The organism is Pseudomonas taiwanensis DSM 21245 (assembly GCF_000425785.1).
Lineage (GTDB): Bacteria > Pseudomonadota > Gammaproteobacteria > Pseudomonadales > Pseudomonadaceae > Aquipseudomonas > Aquipseudomonas taiwanensis.
On sequence record NZ_KE384450.1, the window covers coordinates 500,684 to 517,547 of the forward strand.

Genomic DNA, 16,864 nt, shown 5'->3' on the forward strand with positions numbered 1-16,864 from the left:
ACGGGCTTAGTTGCCCGGAACTTCCAGCGGCGATTGCTGTGGCGTCTCGGCCTGCTGGCGGCGAGCGGCCTCCAGTGCGGCGGCTTCTGCCTTGGCGCGTTCGTCGGCTTCCTGCTGCAACTGGTCAAGCTGCGTCGGCGTCAGCATCTGCAGGCGCACGACCATGGCTTGCACCAGGTCGCGACGCATCTCGGTGCGGGCCTGTTCGGCTTCCTGGTCGGAACCTGTGATGTTGGAACCGTCGTGGATGTAGATCTTGCGGACTTCCAGCTTGTCGCTGAGCAGTTCGAGGTTGTTCAGGCCCAGGATGCTGTAGTCCAGCTCGGTGGTCAGCTCGTATTCGGCCGAGCGGTTGCCACCGCTGTAGGTCGCGGCGCGCTGGCTTTCTTTCTCGTTGGTCAGCACCAAGCGGTAGGGTGCGCCTGCGTGAACGTTGACGCCACTGCGCTGCAGCACTTCGCGCAGCTGGGTCACGGTCTCGCCGTAGGCGTTGCGCGCGCTGACGTCCATCTCTTTGACGCTCAGCTCGGTGGTACCGGTGCCGCGCAGCTGGAAACCACAGGCGCTGAGCACGACGGCCAGGCCTATTACCAGCAGATTGCGTTTGATCATGTTGTTGCTCCCTTGTGAGCCGATTCCGCCCGCCCGCATAGGCTGCGGGCGGGCGTTGCCATCAGTTGGCGACGATGTTGACCAGCTTGCCCGGTACCACGATGACCTTGCGGATGGTCAGGCCGTCGGTGAAGCGCAGGACGTTCTCGTTGCTGCGGGCTGCGGCTTCGATCTCCTCGCGGCTTGCGGCGGCCGGCATTTCCACCTGGCCACGCAGCTTGCCGTTGACCTGGACGACCAGGGTCACGGTGTCCTGCACCAGTGCGCTTTCATCGACAACTGGCCAGCTGGCGTCGATCACGGCCTGGTCATGGCCCAGTGCCTTCCACAGCTCATGGGAGATGTGCGGGGTGATCGGGGCCAGCAGCAGGGTCACGGCTTCCAGGCCTTCCTGCAGCAGGGCGCGGTCCTGTTCGGTGGCCTGCGGGGCTTTTTCCAGTACGTTCATCACGGTCATCACCTGGGCGATGGCGGTGTTGAACTTGTGGAACTGGCCGACATCATTGCTGGCCTGCTTGATCGCAGCGTGGATGGCTCGGCGAATGACCTTCTGCGCGTCGTCCAGGGCGGCGACATCCAGCTTGCCCGGCAGACCCTGGGTAACGTGGGCCTGGGCCAGACGCCAGACACGGCGCAGGAAGCGGCTTGCGCCTTCGACGCCGGAGTCGGACCACTCCAGGCTCATGTCGGGCGGCGAGGCGAACATCATGAACAGGCGGCAGGTGTCGGCGCCGTAGGCTTCGATCATCGACTGCGGGTCGACGCCGTTATTCTTCGACTTCGACATCTTCTCGGTGCCGCCGATTTCAACCGGCAGGCCATCGGTCTTCAGGCGAGCGCCGATGATCTTGGCCTTGGCATCACGCTCGACTTCGACGTCGGCCGGGTTGAACCAGTCCTTGCCGCCGTTGCTGGCAACGCGGTAGTAGGTCTCGGCGACCACCATGCCTTGGGTCAGCAGGTTCTTGAACGGTTCGTTGGAGGTGACCAGGCCTTCGTCGCGCATCAGCTTGTGGAAGAAGCGCGCGTACAGCAGGTGCAGGATCGCGTGCTCGATACCGCCGATGTACTGATCGACTGGCAGCCAATGGTTGGCCGCTTTCGGGTCGACCAGGCCCTTGTCGTAGTTGGGCGATGCGTAGCGGGCGAAGTACCAGGAGGACTCGACGAAGGTGTCCATGGTGTCGGTTTCGCGCTTCGCTGCGGTGCCGCATTTCGGGCAGGTGCACGCATAGAACTCGGGCATGCGCGCCAGCGGCGAACCAGCGCCGTCCGGTACCACGTTCTCCGGCAGGACGACCGGCAGTTGGTCTTCTGGTACTGGCACGTCGCCACAGGATGGGCAGTGGATGATCGGGATCGGGCAGCCCCAGTAGCGCTGGCGGCTGATACCCCAGTCGCGCAGGCGGAACTGAGTGCGCGATTTGCCCAGCTCCTTGCGGATCAGGGCTGCTTCGATGGCGTCGAATGCGCCCGCGAAGTCCAGGCCGTCGAACTCGCCGGAGTTGATCAGCTGGCCGTGTTCGCCATAGGCCGCCTGCCATTCGCTGCCGACTTCGTCGCCAGCGCTGGTGCGTACCACTGCCTTGACTGGCAGGTTGTACTTGTGGGCGAACTCGAAGTCGCGCTCATCGTGGGCTGGAACAGCCATTACAGCGCCGTCGCCGTAATGCATCAGCACGTAGTTGGCGACCCAGACCGGCAGCTTCTCGCCGGTCAGCGGGTGCTCGACCAGCAGGGAAGTGGCCATGCCTTTCTTCTCCTGGGTGGCCATGTCGGCTTCGGCAACGCTGCCGCTCTTGCATTCGTCGATGAATGCCTGCAGCGCCGGGTTGCCCTGGGCGGCCTGGGTGGCCAGCGGGTGCTCGGCGGCGACGGCGACATAGGTGGCGCCCATCAGGGTGTCCGGACGGGTGGTGAAGACCTTCAGGGTACCTTCGTGGCCGATGCTCGCCTGGTCGTAGGGGAACTGCACTTCCATGCCGCGCGACTTGCCGATCCAGTTGCGTTGCATGGTCTTGACCTGTTCAGGCCAGCCCGGCAGCTCGTCGAGGCTTTCCAGCAGCTCGTCGGCGTAGTCGGTGATGCGGAAGTAGTACATCGGGATTTCGCGCTTCTCGATCAGCGCGCCCGAACGCCAGCCACGGCCATCGATGACCTGTTCGTTGGCCAGTACGGTCTGGTCAGCCGGGTCCCAGTTCACGGTACCGTTCTTGCGGTAGATGATGCCTTTCTCGAACAGGCGGGTGAACAGCCACTGCTCCCAGCGATAGTAGTCGGGTTTGCAGGTGGTGACCTCACGTGCCCAGTCGATGGCCAGGCCCAGGCTCTTGAGCTGGGTCTTCATGTAGTCGATGTTTTCGTACGTCCACTTGGCCGGCGCGACGTTGTTCTTCATCGCGGCGTTTTCCGCGGGCATGCCGAAAGCATCCCAGCCCATCGGTTGCAGGACGTTCTTGCCCAGCATGCGCTGGTAGCGGGCAATCACGTCGCCGATGGTGTAGTTGCGAACGTGGCCCATGTGTAGCTTGCCGCTCGGGTACGGGAACATCGATAGGCAATAGTAGGTGTCTTTGCCTGGCTGTTCGGTAACAGCGAACGATTGTTGCTCGTCCCAGAACTTCTGGGCGGCGGCTTCGATATCACGGGGCGTGTATTGTTCGTGCATGGCTACTTTTGGCTGAGAGAGAAGAGACCTTGTTCCAGGCAGCGGAACCTCGCTGCGTCCGGCACTCCGGTGTCGTGAGCGTGAACGCCGTAGCATACAGCAGCGCCGCACATCGTGGGAAACCCTGATTGCGAACGTCCGCTGGTCGCAGGGGTCGGCTGCTTTTTACAGTGACGCTAAGCTCATGGTTGGGGGGAGATATTCTTATCTTCAATGAGGTGAACGGATGGGAGAGACGCAGCTACCCGCAATCAAACCGGAGCTTTACGAACGCCTGATCGACCGTCTTGGGCTGGCGCTGGAAGTTGCCAGGACCTCGGTACGATTGCGCGACGAGATGCCCGCCGAGCTGGAACTGCGCGGCTTGAGCCATGCAGAGTTCGAAGTGATCAAGGCCTACCTGGAGTCGCTCCCGGAACGCCGAAATGCCTGCGTTGGCGCATACCCGCAAGCGGAGCCGGCCTCGGCAAAGATCATCTGGCTCAAGGACAAGCGACGCTCCACCGGCACGGCAAGATCCAGGACGCTGCCAAATCGTTAGCCGTTCAGGATTAAAGGCGCAGGCCATCGTGCGCCGGTGCTTCGATATACACCCTATGATCGGCGTCGGTCGCACTCTTGTTGCCCGACGCCGATCCTCTTAGGCTGCACGCCTTCCATGGAGGTGTGCCAATGCCGATTCGATTCTTCATCAAACAATGGTTGATGCCACCCGGCATCCTGTTCCTGCTCTTGCTGGCTGCCTGGTGGCTGCGTGCCAGGCGCCCGCGCCTAGCGGCGTTGTGCTTTGCTGTCGGGCTCGGAGGCTTGTGGTTGATGAGCCTGCCTGCGGTGGTGCAGGAGTCGGCGCGTTTGCTGGAGACCGAACCGCCTCTGGCTGTTGGTGAATGGGCGGGCCTGGCGAGCCGGGCCGATGCCATCGTGGTACTGGGGGCCGGGCGTGAACGGGGCGATCCGGCCTGGGGCGGTGGCGACCAGCCCAGCGCCTTGGCGCTGGAGCGCATGCGCTTTGCGGCGCGTCTGGCCAAGGCCTCTGGCCTGCCGGTGCTGACCAGCGGCGGCTTGCACTACGGCACGCCGCCGAGTGAGGCGCAGTTGATGGCCGACCGGTTGCAGGAGGACTTTGCCGTTGGCGTCAAATGGAAGGAAGAAGCCAGCCGTACGACCTGGGAGAATGCCCAGCTCAGCGCCCGGCTGCTTCAGCCTTTGGGTATTCGCCGGGTAGTGCTGGTGACGCAGGCATGGCACATGCAGCGCTCGCGCTGGAGCTTCGAGCAGGCGGGCTTCGAGGTGGTGGTGGCGCCGATGGGATTTCTTGGGCGTGATCATGCGCGGCCGTTTGGCGGGTTGCTGCCGGAGAGCCGGGCGGTGTGGCAAAGCGGGCAGTTGCTCAATGAGGCGGTGGGGTTGCTAGGGTATCGGTTGTTCTATTGAGATGGCCGTTCACCGGCAAACCGGCTCCAGCAGTGCCCCGCACGCTCTCGGCTCTTGCCCAGGACTGTTGTTTCCAAGCCCCGAAGTTCTTGGATGGGCGCGGCCATGCGACGCGAAAGGGCTGCGCTGCAGCCCTCGCCTGTCCCGTGTCGTCAAACGGTCTTCGCGATCCGCCCGGCTGCCAACGCCCAACCCAGCAACAGCGCACAGACGATCGCCAGCGGCCACGAGCGCCATTGCAGATAAGGTGTCAGTTGCTGCATGGGCACCACCTCGCCATACAGGATCGCCTGCTGGAATTGCGGTATTTGCGCGGTGATCTTGCCGAATGGGTCGATCAGCGCGGTGACCCCGTTGTTGGTGGCCCGGATCATCCAGCGGCCAGCTTCCAGGGCACGCATCTGCGCCATCTGCAGATGCTGCAGCGGGCCGATCGAGGTGCCGAACCAGGTGTCGTTGCTGATGGTCAGCAACAGGTCGCTGCGGGCAGCCAGGCCGGCGGCGAATTCCGGGTAAACGACTTCGTAGCAGATGTACGGCGCAATCTGGTAGCCCTTGGCTTGCAGTAGCGGCTGGTCTTCAGGTCCCCGGGCGAAGTCGGACATTGGCAGGTTGAAGAACTCGATCAGCCCCCGAAGCATGTCCTGCAGTGGCACGTATTCGCCGAACGGCACCAGCTTTTGCTTCAGATACGTGCCATCGCCCTCACCGGTGACGGTGATACCGTTGTAGTAGCGGCGCTGGTGGTGCACCACTTGCCGCACAGGTACGCCGGTGATCAGCGCAGAATGCCGCTCGGCGGCAAAACGCCCCATCACGTCGATGTAGCCCTGCGCCTGGTCCTTGAGCACCGGTACGGCTGTCTCTGGCCAGACCAGCAGGTCCACGGGCTTGGAGGTGAAGCTCATGTCGCGGTACAGCGCCAGCTGTGCGTCGATATGGGCGGGGTCCCACTTCAGGTCCTGCTCGACGTTGCCTTGCACGGCAGCGACCTTGAGCGGGTCGCCGACCGGGGTGGTCCAGGCGTGGCCCTTGAGCGCAAGGCCCAGGCCCCAGGGTGCCAGCAGCAGCACGATGCCGACCGCCAGGAATGACGGGCGTGCCCGCAGACGCGGCAGGTTGCACAGCAGCGCAGCGCTCATGGCCAGAACGAAGGACACCAGCCACACGCCACCCAGCGGGGCAAGCCCGGCCAGCGGACCGTCCAGCTGGCTATAGCCTGCGTATAGCCACGGGAAACCGGTCAGGAACCAGCCTCGGAAGGCCTCTTGCAACAACCACAGCGCAGCAAAGCACAACGCATCGGCCAGGGGCGCTTCATTGCGCCGTAGCCAGCGCGCCCACAGCCATGTGGGCAAGGCGAAGAACCAGGCAAGCGCCGCGAAGAACGCCAGCAGCAGCAGAGTCGCCAGCAGCGGAGAAGCACCGCCATAGGTGTTCATGCTGACGTAGATCCACCAGGTGCCGGCACCGTACAGGCCGAAGCCGAAGCACCAACCGCGGCCCATGGCCTGGCGCGGGCTGAGCTCGCGCAGGCCGAGGTAGAGCAGGGCGATGGACACCAGGGCCAGCGGCCAGATGTCGAATGGCGCCAAGGCCAGGAGAGTGGAGGCGCCGGCCGCCATGGCCAGCAGGTTACCGGGCCAGCCGGGGCGGGTGATCCAACGCATGTTTGTCCTTAGCGGGTGATCGGTGTCAGGCGCAGCAAGTGTATCCGCCGGCTATCGGCGTTGAGAATACGGAATCTGTAGGAACCGATCTCGGTAGTCTCGTTGCGCTTTGGCAGGTGGCCAAAGGCGCTCATCACCAGGCCGCCGACCGTGTCGAACTCGTCGTCCGAGAACTCGCTGTCGAAGAACTCGTTGAAGTTGTCGATCGGTGTCAGTGCCTTGACCAGGAAGTCGCCGCTTGGCAGTGGCTTGATGTAGCTGTCTTCCTCGACATCGTGTTCGTCTTCGATGTCGCCGACGATCTGCTCGAGCACGTCCTCGATGGTCACCAGGCCCGCCACACCACCATATTCGTCGATGACGATGGCCATGTGGTTGTGATTGGCGCGGAATTCACGCAGCAGCACGTTCAGGCGCTTGGATTCCGGCACGAAGGTGGCGGGGCGCAGCAGGTCCTTGATGTTTAAACTGTCGCCGTTCTCTTTGAGGATCAGCGGCAGCAGGTCCTTGGCCAGCAAGATCCCGAGCACATCGTCATGGCTTTCGCCGATCACCGGATAGCGCGAGTGGGCGGCGTCGATCACCGCAGGCAGGAACTCACGTGGCGACTGGGTAGCCTTGATGCTGATCATCTGCGAGCGTGGCACCATGATGTCGCGCACCTGCAGGTCCGCGACCTGGATGGCACCCTCGACGATGGTCAGCGCTTCGCTGTCGAGCAGCTTGTTCTGATGGGCTTCACGCAGCAGCTCGAGGAGCTCCTGGCGGTTTTTCGGCTCATGGGCAAAAGCCTGGGTCAGTTTACCCAGCCAGGACTTCTGCCCGTTGCTCGATCGATCTTCGCTCATGGCGGTTCTCGTGATCCTTGCAGTATCAGTGTGTGATTGATTCGTTTTCATCGTCGGCATATGGGTCGGGGTGACCCAGTTCTGCCAGCAATTCCCGTTCCAGCGCTTCCATTTCCTCGGCCTCATCGTCTTCGATGTGGTCATAGCCGAGCAGGTGCAGGCAGCCGTGGATGACCAGGTGCGCCCAGTGAGCCTCCAGGGACTTGCCCTGTTCGGCGGCCTCGCGCTCGACCACTGGCACGCAAATGACCAGGTCGCCCAGTAGCGGGATATCCAGCAGGTCGTCCGGCACGTCGGCTGGGAACGACAACACATTGGTTGCGTAGTCCTTGTGCCGGTAGGTGTGGTTGAGTTCGCGGCCTTCGGTTTCGTCGACCAGGCGAATGGTCATTTCCGAGTCGGCGCTGCGCTGGCGCAAGGCCAGTTCGCACCAGCGGCGGAAGGCGGCGTCATCCGGGGCGGCAGCGTCCGTGGCCCGTTGCAGGTCGAGTTCAAGCATCTTTGCCGGGAACCTCGGGTTTTGCCTGACGGGCGTCGAAACGGTCGTAAGCCTCGACGATGCGCTGCACCAGTGGGTGACGAACCACGTCTTTGGGTTGGAAGTGGGTAAAGCTGATGCCCGGAACGTCCTTGAGCACCTCGATGACGTGGGCCAGGCCCGACTTGGTGCCGCGTGGCAGGTCGACCTGGGTGATGTCACCGGTGATCACCGCCGTCGAGCCGAAGCCGATTCGGGTGAGGAACATCTTCATCTGTTCGAGCGTGGTGTTCTGGCTCTCGTCGAGGATGATGAAGCTGTTGTTCAGTGTGCGGCCACGCATGTAGGCGAGGGGGGCGATCTCGATCACCTGGCGCTCGATGAGCTTGGCCACATGCTCGAAGCCCAGCATCTCGTAGAGCGCGTCGTAGAGCGGGCGCAGGTACGGGTCGATCTTCTGCGCAAGGTCGCCTGGCAGAAAACCGAGCTTCTCGCCGGCCTCGACGGCCGGACGCACCAGCAGGATGCGACGCACTTGCTCGCGTTCCAGGGCGTCCACGGCGCAGGCCACGGCCAGGTAGGTCTTGCCGGTACCGGCCGGGCCGATGCCGAAGTTGATGTCGTTGGCCAGGATTTCCTTGACGTAGCGCTGCTGGTTGACCCCGCGCGGGCGAATGTTGCCCTTGCGTGTACGCAACGAAACGCTCACCTCATTGACCGCCGGGTTGTCGATGTTCTCGACCGTGGACTCCTGCAGGTACAGGTGGACGGTTTCCGGCGACAGGTCGGAGGATTTGGCCTCGCGATAGAGACGTCGCAGCAGTTGCTCGGCAGCGGAGGTCGTCTTGGGTTCGCCGATCAGCTCGAATTGGTTGCCGCGGTTGCGGATTTCGATGGCCAGGCGTTGTTCGATCAGGCGCAGGTGCTCGTCGAACTGGCCGCACAGGTTGGCGAAACGGTGGGCCTCGAAAGGTTCGAGGATGAAACGATGGGGTTCTATGGGTGCGTTCAAGGTCGTTTTTTAGCCGCTCGACGGCAATGAATGTGATCTCAAGAATAACCCTTCGATGGCAGTGGCGAAAGCACTGAAACGATCAAGGGTTGGCACAAGCTATGTACTGCCCGTTCCGGCCTTGTCGCCGGCGAGCCGGCTCCGGCCGGAAGTGCGGGACTCGTGCTGGCTGGAACCGGCGGCACAGATCGATCTGCCTCTCTGCTATGATGCCCGCCTTTTCTTACGCATGTGTTATCTCCGCAAACATGAGCAAACGCGAACCCGCCATCTATAAAGTCATTTTCCTGAATCAGGGCCAAGTCTTCGAAATGTATGCCAAGCAGATCTACCAGAGCGATCTGTGGGGCTTTCTCGAAATCGAGGAGTTTGTCTTCGGCGAGCGCACCCAAGTGGTGGTCGACCCGAGCGAAGAGAAGCTCAAGAACCAGTTCGAAGGGGTGATCCGCAGCTTCGTGCCGATGCACTCGATCGTGCGTATCGACGAAGTGGAGCGTCTGGGAACGGCCAAGATCAGCGAAGCCAAGGGGAGTGGCAATGTAATGCCATTCCCGATGCCGATGCCGGAGAAGTAAGGCGTTTCAGGGAAGTGGCGAGAACGGCGTGCGCCCTTCGGCGTTCTGTAGTTCAAGCAGGTACTTGCGGAAGATCTGGCCGAGCACCTGGGTGGCATGCTCCAGCTCGTCACGGGGCATCTGCTCGGTCACTTCATCGGCCATGTCCAGTGCATCCTCGGCACCGTTGACCGCGGCCATCTTCAGCAGGATGTAGGCCTGCACGTTATTGGCCTTGACCCCTTCGCCATGGAAGAACATGGCGCCCAGGCGGTATTGGGCTTCGGCGTGACCTTGCAGCGAAGCTTTCTCGAACCAGTCCAGGGCCTTTTTCAGGTCCTTTGGCGTTTGCGTGTAGTAATACTCGCCCAGTTCGAACTGCGCTTGGGCGTCCCCGGTCGCCGCCGTCTGCTCACAGGCCTTCAAGGCATTGTGCAGGTCTTCTGGCTGAACGTTCAAAGTGCAGCGGCCCGTCGCTGGAATCAGCAACGAGTTACCGCCCTCCGCCAGGGCCAGCAGGGGCTGAAGAAGCAACAGGCAGCCCATGGTCAGGGCGCGGCCGGTGCGGTTCATGGGGATCGACTTACCTCTGCAAAGCTACGGCCAATGTCTCTGGTGGCACATTATGGGATAAGCAGCGCCAACCTTACAAAGTTTTACGCGAATTTCTGTTTGGTTGGGGAAGTCAGTGCGTGTTGCAGGCTCTTTTATTACCCGCCCCTACAGGTATTGCACAGGTTACCAGGCCTGTGAAGTACCTGCAGGAGCCGGCGGCCGGCGATCAGGGAGCTTACTTGAGCTTGGCGAAAGCGCGCTCGGCCGCATCCAGGGTGATCTGCAGCTCTTTCTCGCCGTGGGCGATCGAGGTGAAGCCGGCCTCGAACGCGCTTGGGGCCAGGTATACGCCACCTTCGAGCATCAGGTGGAAGAAGCGCTTGAAGCGCTCGGCGTCGCTGGCCATCACGTCGTCGAAGGTGACGATGTCGTCGGCGCCACTGAAGTACAGGCCGAACATGGCCCCCGCCTGGGTCGTGACGAACGGAATGCTGGCAGCATCGGCGCGCTGCTGCAGGCCATCGAGCATGCGGCTGGTGAAGGCGCTCAGTTCATCGTGGAAGCCCGGGCGGCTGATCAGTTTCAGGGTGGTCAGGCCGGCCGCCATGGCCAGTGGGTTACCCGACAGCGTGCCCGCCTGGTAGACAGGGCCCAGCGGGGCGATGCAGCCCATGATTTCGCGTTTGCCACCGAAGCAGCCGACGGGCATGCCGCCACCGACGATCTTGCCGAAGGTCGACAGGTCCGGCTTGATGCCGTAATGGCCCTGTGCGCCACCGAGGGAGACGCGGAAACCGGTCATCACTTCGTCGAAGATCAACACCACGCCGTGCTTGTCGCACTGCTCACGCAGGCCTTCGAGGAAGCCTGGAGCCGGTGGTACGCAGTTCATGTTGCCGGCCACCGGCTCGACGATGATGCAGGCGACGGTCTGGCCGACTTCGGAAAGGGTCTTCTCCACCGCAGCGATATCGTTGAACGGCAGGGTCAGGGTGTGCTTGGCGAAGTCCGCCGGGACGCCGGCGGAGCTAGGCACGCCCTGAGTCAGCAAACCAGAGCCGGCCTTGACCAGCAGGCTGTCGGAGTGGCCATGGTAGCAGCCCTCGAACTTGATGATGGCGTCGCGGCCAGTGTAACCACGGGCCAGACGAATGGCGCTCATGGTCGCTTCGGTGCCCGAGCTGACCATACGCACCATTTCCATGGACGGCACGATCGAGCAGACCAGGTCGGCCATTTCGGTTTCCATGGCGGTCGGTGCGCCATAGGACAGGCCGTGTTCGAGCTGCTTGCGTACCGATTCGAGTACGTCCGGGTGGCCGTGGCCGAGGATCATCGGGCCCCAGGAGCCGACATAGTCGACGTAGCGCTTGTCGTCCTCGTCAACCACGTAGGCGCCTTCGGCGTGCTTGAAGAACAGTGGCGTGCCGCCGACGCTCTTGAAGGCACGGACCGGCGAGTTGACGCCGCCGGGGATGTGCTTCTGGGCTTGGGCGAACAGGGATTCGGAACGGGACATGGAGTTATCTCTCGAAATCAGGAAGCGAACAGGGCGTTGAAGGCGCGGGCGCGGCGGGTAACTTCCTGCGCGCTGTCGGCACCGAACAAGCCATGGATCACCGCCAGCAGGTCTGCACCATGGGCGACCAGCGGGGCGGCGTTGTCGAGGGTGATTCCGCCGATCACGGCGATCGGCAGCTTGACCTGGGCACGGGCCTGTTCCAGCAGCTCTACGCTGGCGGCCGGCGCACCGGGCTTGGTCACCGAGTTGAAGAAGCGCCCGAAGGCCACATAGCTGGCGCCTTCGTTGGCCGCTTGTCTGGCCAGGTCGAGCTGGGCGTGGCAGGTCGAGCCGATGATGGCATGGCGGCCCAGCAGGGCGCGGGCGGGTGTCAGTGGGCCATCGGTTTGGCCCAGGTGCACGCCGACGCCCAGGCGCGCGGCCAGTTCGGCATCGTCGTTGATGATCAGCTGGGTGCCGTAGCGCTCGCAGAGCTGCTTCAGCGCCTCTGCTTCGCGCAGGCGGCGGGCGGCATCGTCGCTTTTGTCACGGTATTGCAGCAGGCACACGCCGCCTTCAAGGGCTGCCTCGACGTGGGACAGGAAACGGCCGGCGAGCAGCTGGCTGTCGGTGATCGCGTACAGACCGCGTAGCTTCATCGGAAAGCCTCGTATCAGGAACAGAAGTCCAAGGGCAGACGGCGCGGGACGAACTGGCCTTTGCCCAGTTGTTCGGCATCGCGCAGGGTTCGCCAGGTGTAGTCCAGGGCACTGCGTACGGCGCTCTGGAGCTGCTCGCCAAGTGCCAGGCGACCGGCTAGGGCACTGGCCAGCGTGCAGCCCGAACCATGGTAGCTGCCGGGCAGACGTTGGCAGGTCCAGGTGTGGCTCTGGCCGTCGCGGCTGTACAGGCGGTTATGGATTTCGTCTTCGTCACCGTGGCCACCGGTGATCAGCAGGTGTTTACAGAACGGCAACAGTTTTTCGGCACACTCGTCGGCGCTGCCGTCGGGCAGTTCGGCCAGAATGCGTGCTTCGGGTAGGTTTGGCGTGGCGATGGTGGCACGCGGCAGCAGGCGTTCGCGCAGGGCATAGCCGACCTCGTCCTTGCCCAGGCGGCCGCCGCCACCCGCGCGCAGCACGGGGTCGCAGACCAGCGGGAGGTGAGGGTGGGCGCTGAGCAGTTCGGCAACGGTGTCGACCATTTCGATCGACCCGAGCATGCCAAGCTTGACCGCAGCGACATCGGAGTCGGCCAGCACGGCGTTGGCCTGTGCCAGTACCCATTCGCGGTCGAGCACGCGGAAATCGGTAACGTTGACGGTATCCTGGACGGTCAGGGCTGTTACCGCGGGCGCGGCGTGACAGCCTTGGGCGATCAGGGCTTCGATATCTGCCTGCAGGCCGGCACCGCCACTGGGGTCGTGGCCGGAGAGACAGAGGACAACGGGGCGGGAGCTGTAGGTATTCATGGTCGGCGAGCTTACCACCAATCCCATTTGCGCGGATCGTCCTACAAACGCTATTTGTTGATCAATCGGTCAAATTATTGGTTTCGGATGTCTGCAAGCCATTGATCTAGAGCGGTTTCTTTAAAATATGAAGTGGCCCAATGCTATCGTTGAAGGCTATGCTAGAGTGCTCGGATAATTCGACTAACGGGTACTGCCGGGGTACGTCGTCTCAAAGGGATGGGGGGCAACCACGACGCGACCGGACAGGCCATGCTGGGGCTGTATGCGCTATTTGCTGATTGTGCTTCTGGGCTGGCTGCCCGTGCTGGCCGGTGCGGTCGAAATAACCGACGCGACCCGGCATCTCCCGCTTGGCAGGGTCATGCAGGTCTACGAGGACCGCGACGGCAGCGCCAGTATCGCTCAGGTCAGCGCACCTGCGTTCGCCAGCCGTTTCCGCCAGCATGGTCAGGACGTGCTGAATGCTGGTTACTCGACGTCGGTGTTCTGGCTCAAGTTCGACCTGCGTTACGCCGCTGCCCCGGGTGCGGCGCCGCGTCAGTGGCTTCTTGAACTGGCCTACCCGCCATTGGACCATCTCGAACTGTATCTGCCTGACGCCAGCGGAGCCTACCGCCTGGCCCAGCGTACCGGCGACGCGCTGCCTTACCACAGCCGGCAGATACGGCAGAACAACTACCTCTTCGAACTGCCCTTGCGCCCGGGCCAGGCGGTCACGGCCTATCTGCGCCTGCACAGCCAGGGCTCGGTCCAGGCCCCCTTGGCGCTGTGGTCGGCCGAAGCCTACATCGAAGAGCAACCTGCGCGTTTGTACGTGCTAGGGATCATCTACGGCGTTTTGCTGGTGATGCTGGTGTACAACCTGTTCATCTACCTGAGCGTTCGCGACGTCAGCTACCTCTATTACATTGCCTATATTGCGTCGTTCGGCTTGTATCAGGTATCGGTCAATGGCGCGGGCGTAGCCTACTTCTGGCCCGACAGCCCCTGGTGGGCGAATGCGGCGACGCCGATGTTCATTGGCGCTGCCGGCTTGTTCGGGTGCCAGTTCGCCCGGCATTTCCTGCAGTTGAGCAGTATTGCCCGTGGTTTCGACCGGCTGTTGCAACTGTTGATGCTGGGCGGTGCGCTGGTCATGGTGCTGGCAGTGAGCATGCCCTATGGCGTCGCCTTGCGCATGGCCACCTTGCTGGCGCTGGCGTTCACCGTGAGCATTTTCGCGGCGGGGCTTTATGCCTGGTGGCATGGCCTGCGGGTGGCGCGCTGGTTCATCATCGCCTGGTCGGCGTTCCTGCTCGGCGGCCTGGTCAACACCCTGATGGTGCTGGGCTATCTGCCGAATGTGTTCCTCACCATGTACGCCAGCCAGCTCGGCTCGGCCCTCGAGGTGGCGCTGCTGTCCTTGGCCCTGGCCGACCGGATCAACAGCCTGCGCGAGCAGCAGGCCAGCACGTTACGCGACACGGGGCGGACGTTGGAGCAATTGAACCAGCAACTGGCACGCAGTAACCGCCTGAAGGACGAGTTCCTGGCCACTGTGACCCACGAACTGCGCACGCCGATGAATGGTGTGATCGGTTCGCTTGAGTTGATGCACACGCTACCTATGGACGCGGAGATGGCTCAGTACCACCGGACGGCGGTGGGCTCGTCGCAGGACATGATGGACATGGTCGACGACATTCTCACCCTGACCGAACTCCAGGCCGGCCGCCTGCGTGTGCAAGGCACGCCGTTCAGCCTGCGGCGTCTGGTCCAGGACCTGCGGGCGGGCTACGCCGGGCGTGCGCTGGGCAAGGGTTTGTACCTGAGCCTGGACATTCCTGCAGAATTGCCTGACGCGCTGGTTGGGGACGCGCAGAAGCTGGCCCGCTGCCTGGGTTGCCTGGTGGATAACGGCCTCAAGTTCACCCATCAGGGGGGTGTCATGATTCAAGCCCGAGGCCGGCGTCTTGGCCCGGACAGCCTGTCGCTGACCTTCACGGTCAGCGACAGTGGCATCGGCTTCGATGACCTGGACCAGGCGATTCTCTACCAACGCTTCTTCCAGGTGGATGGCTCGATGACCCGACGTTATGGCGGCCTGGGTATCGGCTTGTCGATCTGCCGACAGTTGGGCGAGTTGCTCGGGGCCACGTTGTCCCATGAGTCGACGCGGGGGTTGGGTAGCCGATTCGAACTGACGCTGGAGGTGGCCATCGAGCAGGTGCAGATGCCTCCCGGGCGGACGGCCTCCGGGGCAACGCGGTTCTAGGTCATTCCGTCGCCGTCTGTTTAGTCATATTTGTCACTATGACTGCCTGGCAGGGAGTGCTTCACTGGGGTTTCAGGCTTGCCCGGATCCAGGAGCTCGACGATGAACCTGCACCAGTACGCTGAAACCCACGAAGTGACGAACCAGCCGCCCTCCCTGGATGGCGCCAACCTGTACCGTCTGGACCAGCCGCTACAGGAGTGGTCGCAGCGTTGCGGCGCGGGCTGGGCGGAGTCGCGGATCGACGCCTATGGCGCCCTGGCCGGCGGACCGCTGATGGCGGCTGGCTTTCTGGCCAATGCGCACAAGCCGGAGTTCAGCAGTCACGACCGTTATGGCCATCGGATCGACCTGGTGGAATTCCACCCCGCGTATCACGAGCTGATGCGCACGGCCGTCGAGCACGGGTTACCTTCACTGCCCTGGGCCGAACCACGCCCGGGCGCCCACGTGGCCAGAGCGTGCATGACCTACCTGCACAGCCAGGCCGAAGCCGGCACGGGCTGCCCGCTGACCATGACCTTCGCTGCGGTGCCGGCTTTGCGCGTGCAGCCGGAGCTGGCCGAGTACTGGTTACCGAAGATCCTGGCGCGGGAGTACGACCCCCGAAACGTCGGTGACCGGCACAAGGCCGGGGTTACCCTTGGCATGGCCATGACGGAAAAACAGGGCGGCACCGACGTGCGTGCCAACACCACCCGGGCCTACCCGGTTGGCGCTTCCGGGCCCGGCCAGGCGTACGAGTTGGTCGGGCACAAATGGTTCTGTTCCGCGCCCATGTGCGATGCCTTCCTGACGCTGGCCCAGACGGAAAAGGGCCTGAGCTGTTTCCTGTTGCCCCGGCATCGGCCTGACGACAGTCGTAACCAGTTCTATATCCAGCGGCTGAAGAACAAGTTGGGCAACAGCTCGAATGCTTCGAGCGAAGTGGAGTTTCGTGGTGCCTTGGCGTGGATGATCGGTGAGGAGGGGCGGGGCGTGCCGACCATCATCGAGATGGTGGCCATGACCCGTTTCGACTGCATGGTGGGTTCCAGTGCCTTGATGCGGCAGGCGTTGACCCAGGCGGCCCATCATTGCGCGTATCGCAAGGTGGGTGGCCGGGTATTGAGCGAGCAGCCGTTGATGCAGAACGTGCTGGCTGACCTGGCCCTGGAAAGCGAGGCGGCGCTGGCCTTGAGCTTGCGCATGGGGCAGGCGCTCGATCAGTTGGACGATCCTCAGCAAGCGCACTTCGCGCGGTTGGTGACGGCGGTGGGCAAGTATTGGATCTGCAAGCGGGCGCCGGGGATGATCAACGAAGCGGCGGAGTGCCTTGGGGGCGCGGGTTATGTCGAGGAGAGCATCTTGCCCCGGCTGTACCGAGAGGCGCCGGTCAACTCGACTTGGGAGGGTTCTGGGAACGTGCAGTGTCTGGATGTGCTGCGGGCGTTGTCCAAGGAGCCGGGAGTGTTGGACGCTTTGTTCGCCGAGTTGGGCGATGGCCATGGTGACCCGCGGCTTGCAGCGCATATTGGCAATCTCAAGGGGGCTTTTGCCGACACCGGAGACATTCAATACCGCGCCCGGCAGTTGACCGAAGATATTGCGCTGGCGCTGCAGGCCAAATTGTTGCTGGAGGCAGGTAATACAGCGGTGAGTGATGCATTCATTGGCAGCCGGTTGTGCACGGGTGGCCGGGTGTATGGGGCGTTGCCCAGGGGTATTGATGTAGGAGCGCTCGTGGCGAGAGCTACGCCTGTTTGGTCAAATTGAGAAACGCCTCATTTTGAGTTCTTGCTCTTGCTTTTGCTCTTGCTCTTGC

Annotated in this window: 15 protein-coding genes; 5 read left to right on the plus strand and 10 right to left on the minus strand. The window is 62.9% G+C overall.

The genetic code is table 11. The features are described from left to right. Positions 1 to 6: 6 nt before the first annotated feature. Together H620_RS0121190 and leuS are read right to left on the minus strand one after the other, a co-directional pair. Entirely contained in the window at positions 7 to 612 is a 606-nt protein-coding gene (locus tag H620_RS0121190) for an LPS-assembly lipoprotein LptE (protein WP_023378551.1), read from the minus strand. 61 nt (positions 613 to 673) lie between these two features. Continuing rightward, entirely contained in the window at positions 674 to 3,280 is a 2,607-nt protein-coding gene (leuS, locus tag H620_RS0121195) for a leucine--tRNA ligase (RefSeq protein WP_023378552.1), read from the minus strand. Positions 3,281 to 3,506: 226 nt separating this feature from the next. On the opposite strand from leuS, the gene H620_RS0121200 reads away from it, so the two are divergent. After that, complete coding sequence (locus tag H620_RS0121200) at positions 3,507 to 3,821, plus strand: hypothetical protein (protein ID WP_023378553.1); 315 nt, start codon at positions 3,507 to 3,509, stop codon at positions 3,819 to 3,821. A gap of 131 nt (positions 3,822 to 3,952) precedes the next feature. After that, positions 3,953 to 4,714: a YdcF family protein gene (locus H620_RS0121205; RefSeq protein WP_027907992.1), complete on the plus strand. Its 762-nt coding sequence runs from the start codon at positions 3,953 to 3,955 to the stop codon at positions 4,712 to 4,714. Positions 4,715 to 4,866: 152 nt separating this feature from the next. On the opposite strand, the gene lnt is transcribed toward H620_RS0121205, so the two are convergent. Genes lnt through H620_RS0121225 form a run of 4 tightly spaced genes read right to left on the minus strand, consistent with a single transcriptional unit; the run spans position 4,867 to position 8,722 of the window. Beyond that, positions 4,867 to 6,384, minus strand: coding sequence for an apolipoprotein N-acyltransferase (gene lnt / locus H620_RS0121210; RefSeq protein WP_023378555.1), 1,518 nt, complete (start codon positions 6,382 to 6,384; stop codon positions 4,867 to 4,869). 8 nt (positions 6,385 to 6,392) lie between these two features. Beyond that, on the minus strand, positions 6,393 to 7,232 hold the full coding sequence (locus H620_RS0121215) for a CorC family transporter (protein WP_027907993.1): 840 nt from the start codon (positions 7,230 to 7,232) through the stop codon (positions 6,393 to 6,395). 25 nt (positions 7,233 to 7,257) lie between these two features. Beyond that, positions 7,258 to 7,731 (minus strand): rRNA maturation RNase YbeY, encoded by a 474-nt coding sequence (gene ybeY, locus H620_RS0121220; protein WP_023378557.1) that lies wholly within the window; start codon positions 7,729 to 7,731, stop codon positions 7,258 to 7,260. Continuing rightward, positions 7,724 to 8,722 (minus strand): PhoH family protein, encoded by a 999-nt coding sequence (locus tag H620_RS0121225; protein ID WP_023378558.1) that lies wholly within the window; start codon positions 8,720 to 8,722, stop codon positions 7,724 to 7,726. The genes ybeY and H620_RS0121225 overlap by 8 nt, the downstream gene beginning before the upstream one ends. 248 nt (positions 8,723 to 8,970) lie before the next feature. Between H620_RS0121225 and H620_RS0121230 the strand changes: the two genes are divergently transcribed. Then, entirely contained in the window at positions 8,971 to 9,297 is a 327-nt protein-coding gene (locus tag H620_RS0121230; protein ID WP_027907994.1) for a DUF1820 family protein, read from the plus strand. Positions 9,298 to 9,303: 6 nt separating this feature from the next. Here H620_RS0121230 and H620_RS0121235 read toward each other — a convergent pair whose 3' ends face one another. From H620_RS0121235 to H620_RS0121250, 4 genes are all read right to left on the minus strand, one after another. Continuing rightward, a complete protein-coding gene (locus H620_RS0121235; RefSeq protein WP_023378559.1) occupies positions 9,304 to 9,849 on the minus strand; it encodes a tetratricopeptide repeat protein in 546 nt (181 codons plus the stop codon). A 217-nt stretch (positions 9,850 to 10,066) separates the two neighbouring features. After that, a complete protein-coding gene (gene hemL / locus H620_RS0121240; protein WP_023378560.1) occupies positions 10,067 to 11,350 on the minus strand; it encodes a glutamate-1-semialdehyde 2,1-aminomutase in 1,284 nt (427 codons plus the stop codon). A 17-nt stretch (positions 11,351 to 11,367) separates the two neighbouring features. Then, positions 11,368 to 11,991 carry a thiamine phosphate synthase gene (thiE, locus tag H620_RS0121245; protein ID WP_023378561.1) on the minus strand — a complete coding sequence of 208 codons (624 nt, stop codon included), beginning with the start codon at positions 11,989 to 11,991 and terminating at the stop codon, positions 11,368 to 11,370. A gap of 14 nt (positions 11,992 to 12,005) precedes the next feature. Continuing rightward, positions 12,006 to 12,803, minus strand: a complete 798-nt coding sequence (locus H620_RS0121250; protein WP_023378562.1) for a hydroxymethylpyrimidine/phosphomethylpyrimidine kinase — start codon at positions 12,801 to 12,803, stop codon at positions 12,006 to 12,008. A gap of 265 nt (positions 12,804 to 13,068) precedes the next feature. Between H620_RS0121250 and H620_RS0121255 the strand changes: the two genes are divergently transcribed. Beyond that, the gene (locus H620_RS0121255) at positions 13,069 to 15,060 is read left to right on the plus strand and encodes a sensor histidine kinase (RefSeq protein ID WP_027907995.1); all 1,992 of its coding nucleotides are present in this window, start codon (positions 13,069 to 13,071) and stop codon (positions 15,058 to 15,060) included. Positions 15,061 to 15,162: 102 nt separating this feature from the next. Next, entirely contained in the window at positions 15,163 to 16,815 is a 1,653-nt protein-coding gene (locus tag H620_RS0121260; RefSeq protein ID WP_023378564.1) for an acyl-CoA dehydrogenase family protein, read from the plus strand. The last annotated feature ends 49 nt before the right edge of the window (positions 16,816 to 16,864 follow it).

Excerpts from the sequence above, each read along its gene's own strand:
- H620_RS0121200 (WP_023378553.1), top strand. The coding sequence starts at position 3,507 with ATGGGAGAGACGCAGCTACCCGCAATCAAACCGGAGCTTTACGAACGC.
- H620_RS0121205 (WP_027907992.1), top strand. The coding sequence starts at position 3,953 with ATGCCGATTCGATTCTTCATCAAACAATGGTTGATGCCACCCGGCATC.
- hemL (WP_023378560.1), bottom strand. The coding sequence starts at position 11,350 with ATGTCCCGTTCCGAATCCCTGTTCGCCCAAGCCCAGAAGCACATCCCC.
- thiE (WP_023378561.1), bottom strand. The coding sequence starts at position 11,991 with ATGAAGCTACGCGGTCTGTACGCGATCACCGACAGCCAGCTGCTCGCC.
- H620_RS0121230 (WP_027907994.1), top strand. The coding sequence starts at position 8,971 with ATGAGCAAACGCGAACCCGCCATCTATAAAGTCATTTTCCTGAATCAG.
- ybeY (WP_023378557.1), bottom strand. The coding sequence starts at position 7,731 with ATGCTTGAACTCGACCTGCAACGGGCCACGGACGCTGCCGCCCCGGAT.
- H620_RS0121260 (WP_023378564.1), top strand. The coding sequence starts at position 15,163 with ATGAACCTGCACCAGTACGCTGAAACCCACGAAGTGACGAACCAGCCG.
- H620_RS0121190 (WP_023378551.1), bottom strand. The coding sequence starts at position 612 with ATGATCAAACGCAATCTGCTGGTAATAGGCCTGGCCGTCGTGCTCAGC.
- H620_RS0121250 (WP_023378562.1), bottom strand. The coding sequence starts at position 12,803 with ATGAATACCTACAGCTCCCGCCCCGTTGTCCTCTGTCTCTCCGGCCAC.
- H620_RS0121255 (WP_027907995.1), top strand. The coding sequence starts at position 13,069 with ATGCGCTATTTGCTGATTGTGCTTCTGGGCTGGCTGCCCGTGCTGGCC.
- H620_RS0121235 (WP_023378559.1), bottom strand. The coding sequence starts at position 9,849 with ATGAACCGCACCGGCCGCGCCCTGACCATGGGCTGCCTGTTGCTTCTT.
- leuS (WP_023378552.1), bottom strand. The coding sequence starts at position 3,280 with ATGCACGAACAATACACGCCCCGTGATATCGAAGCCGCCGCCCAGAAG.
- lnt (WP_023378555.1), bottom strand. The coding sequence starts at position 6,384 with ATGCGTTGGATCACCCGCCCCGGCTGGCCCGGTAACCTGCTGGCCATG.
- H620_RS0121215 (WP_027907993.1), bottom strand. The coding sequence starts at position 7,232 with ATGAGCGAAGATCGATCGAGCAACGGGCAGAAGTCCTGGCTGGGTAAA.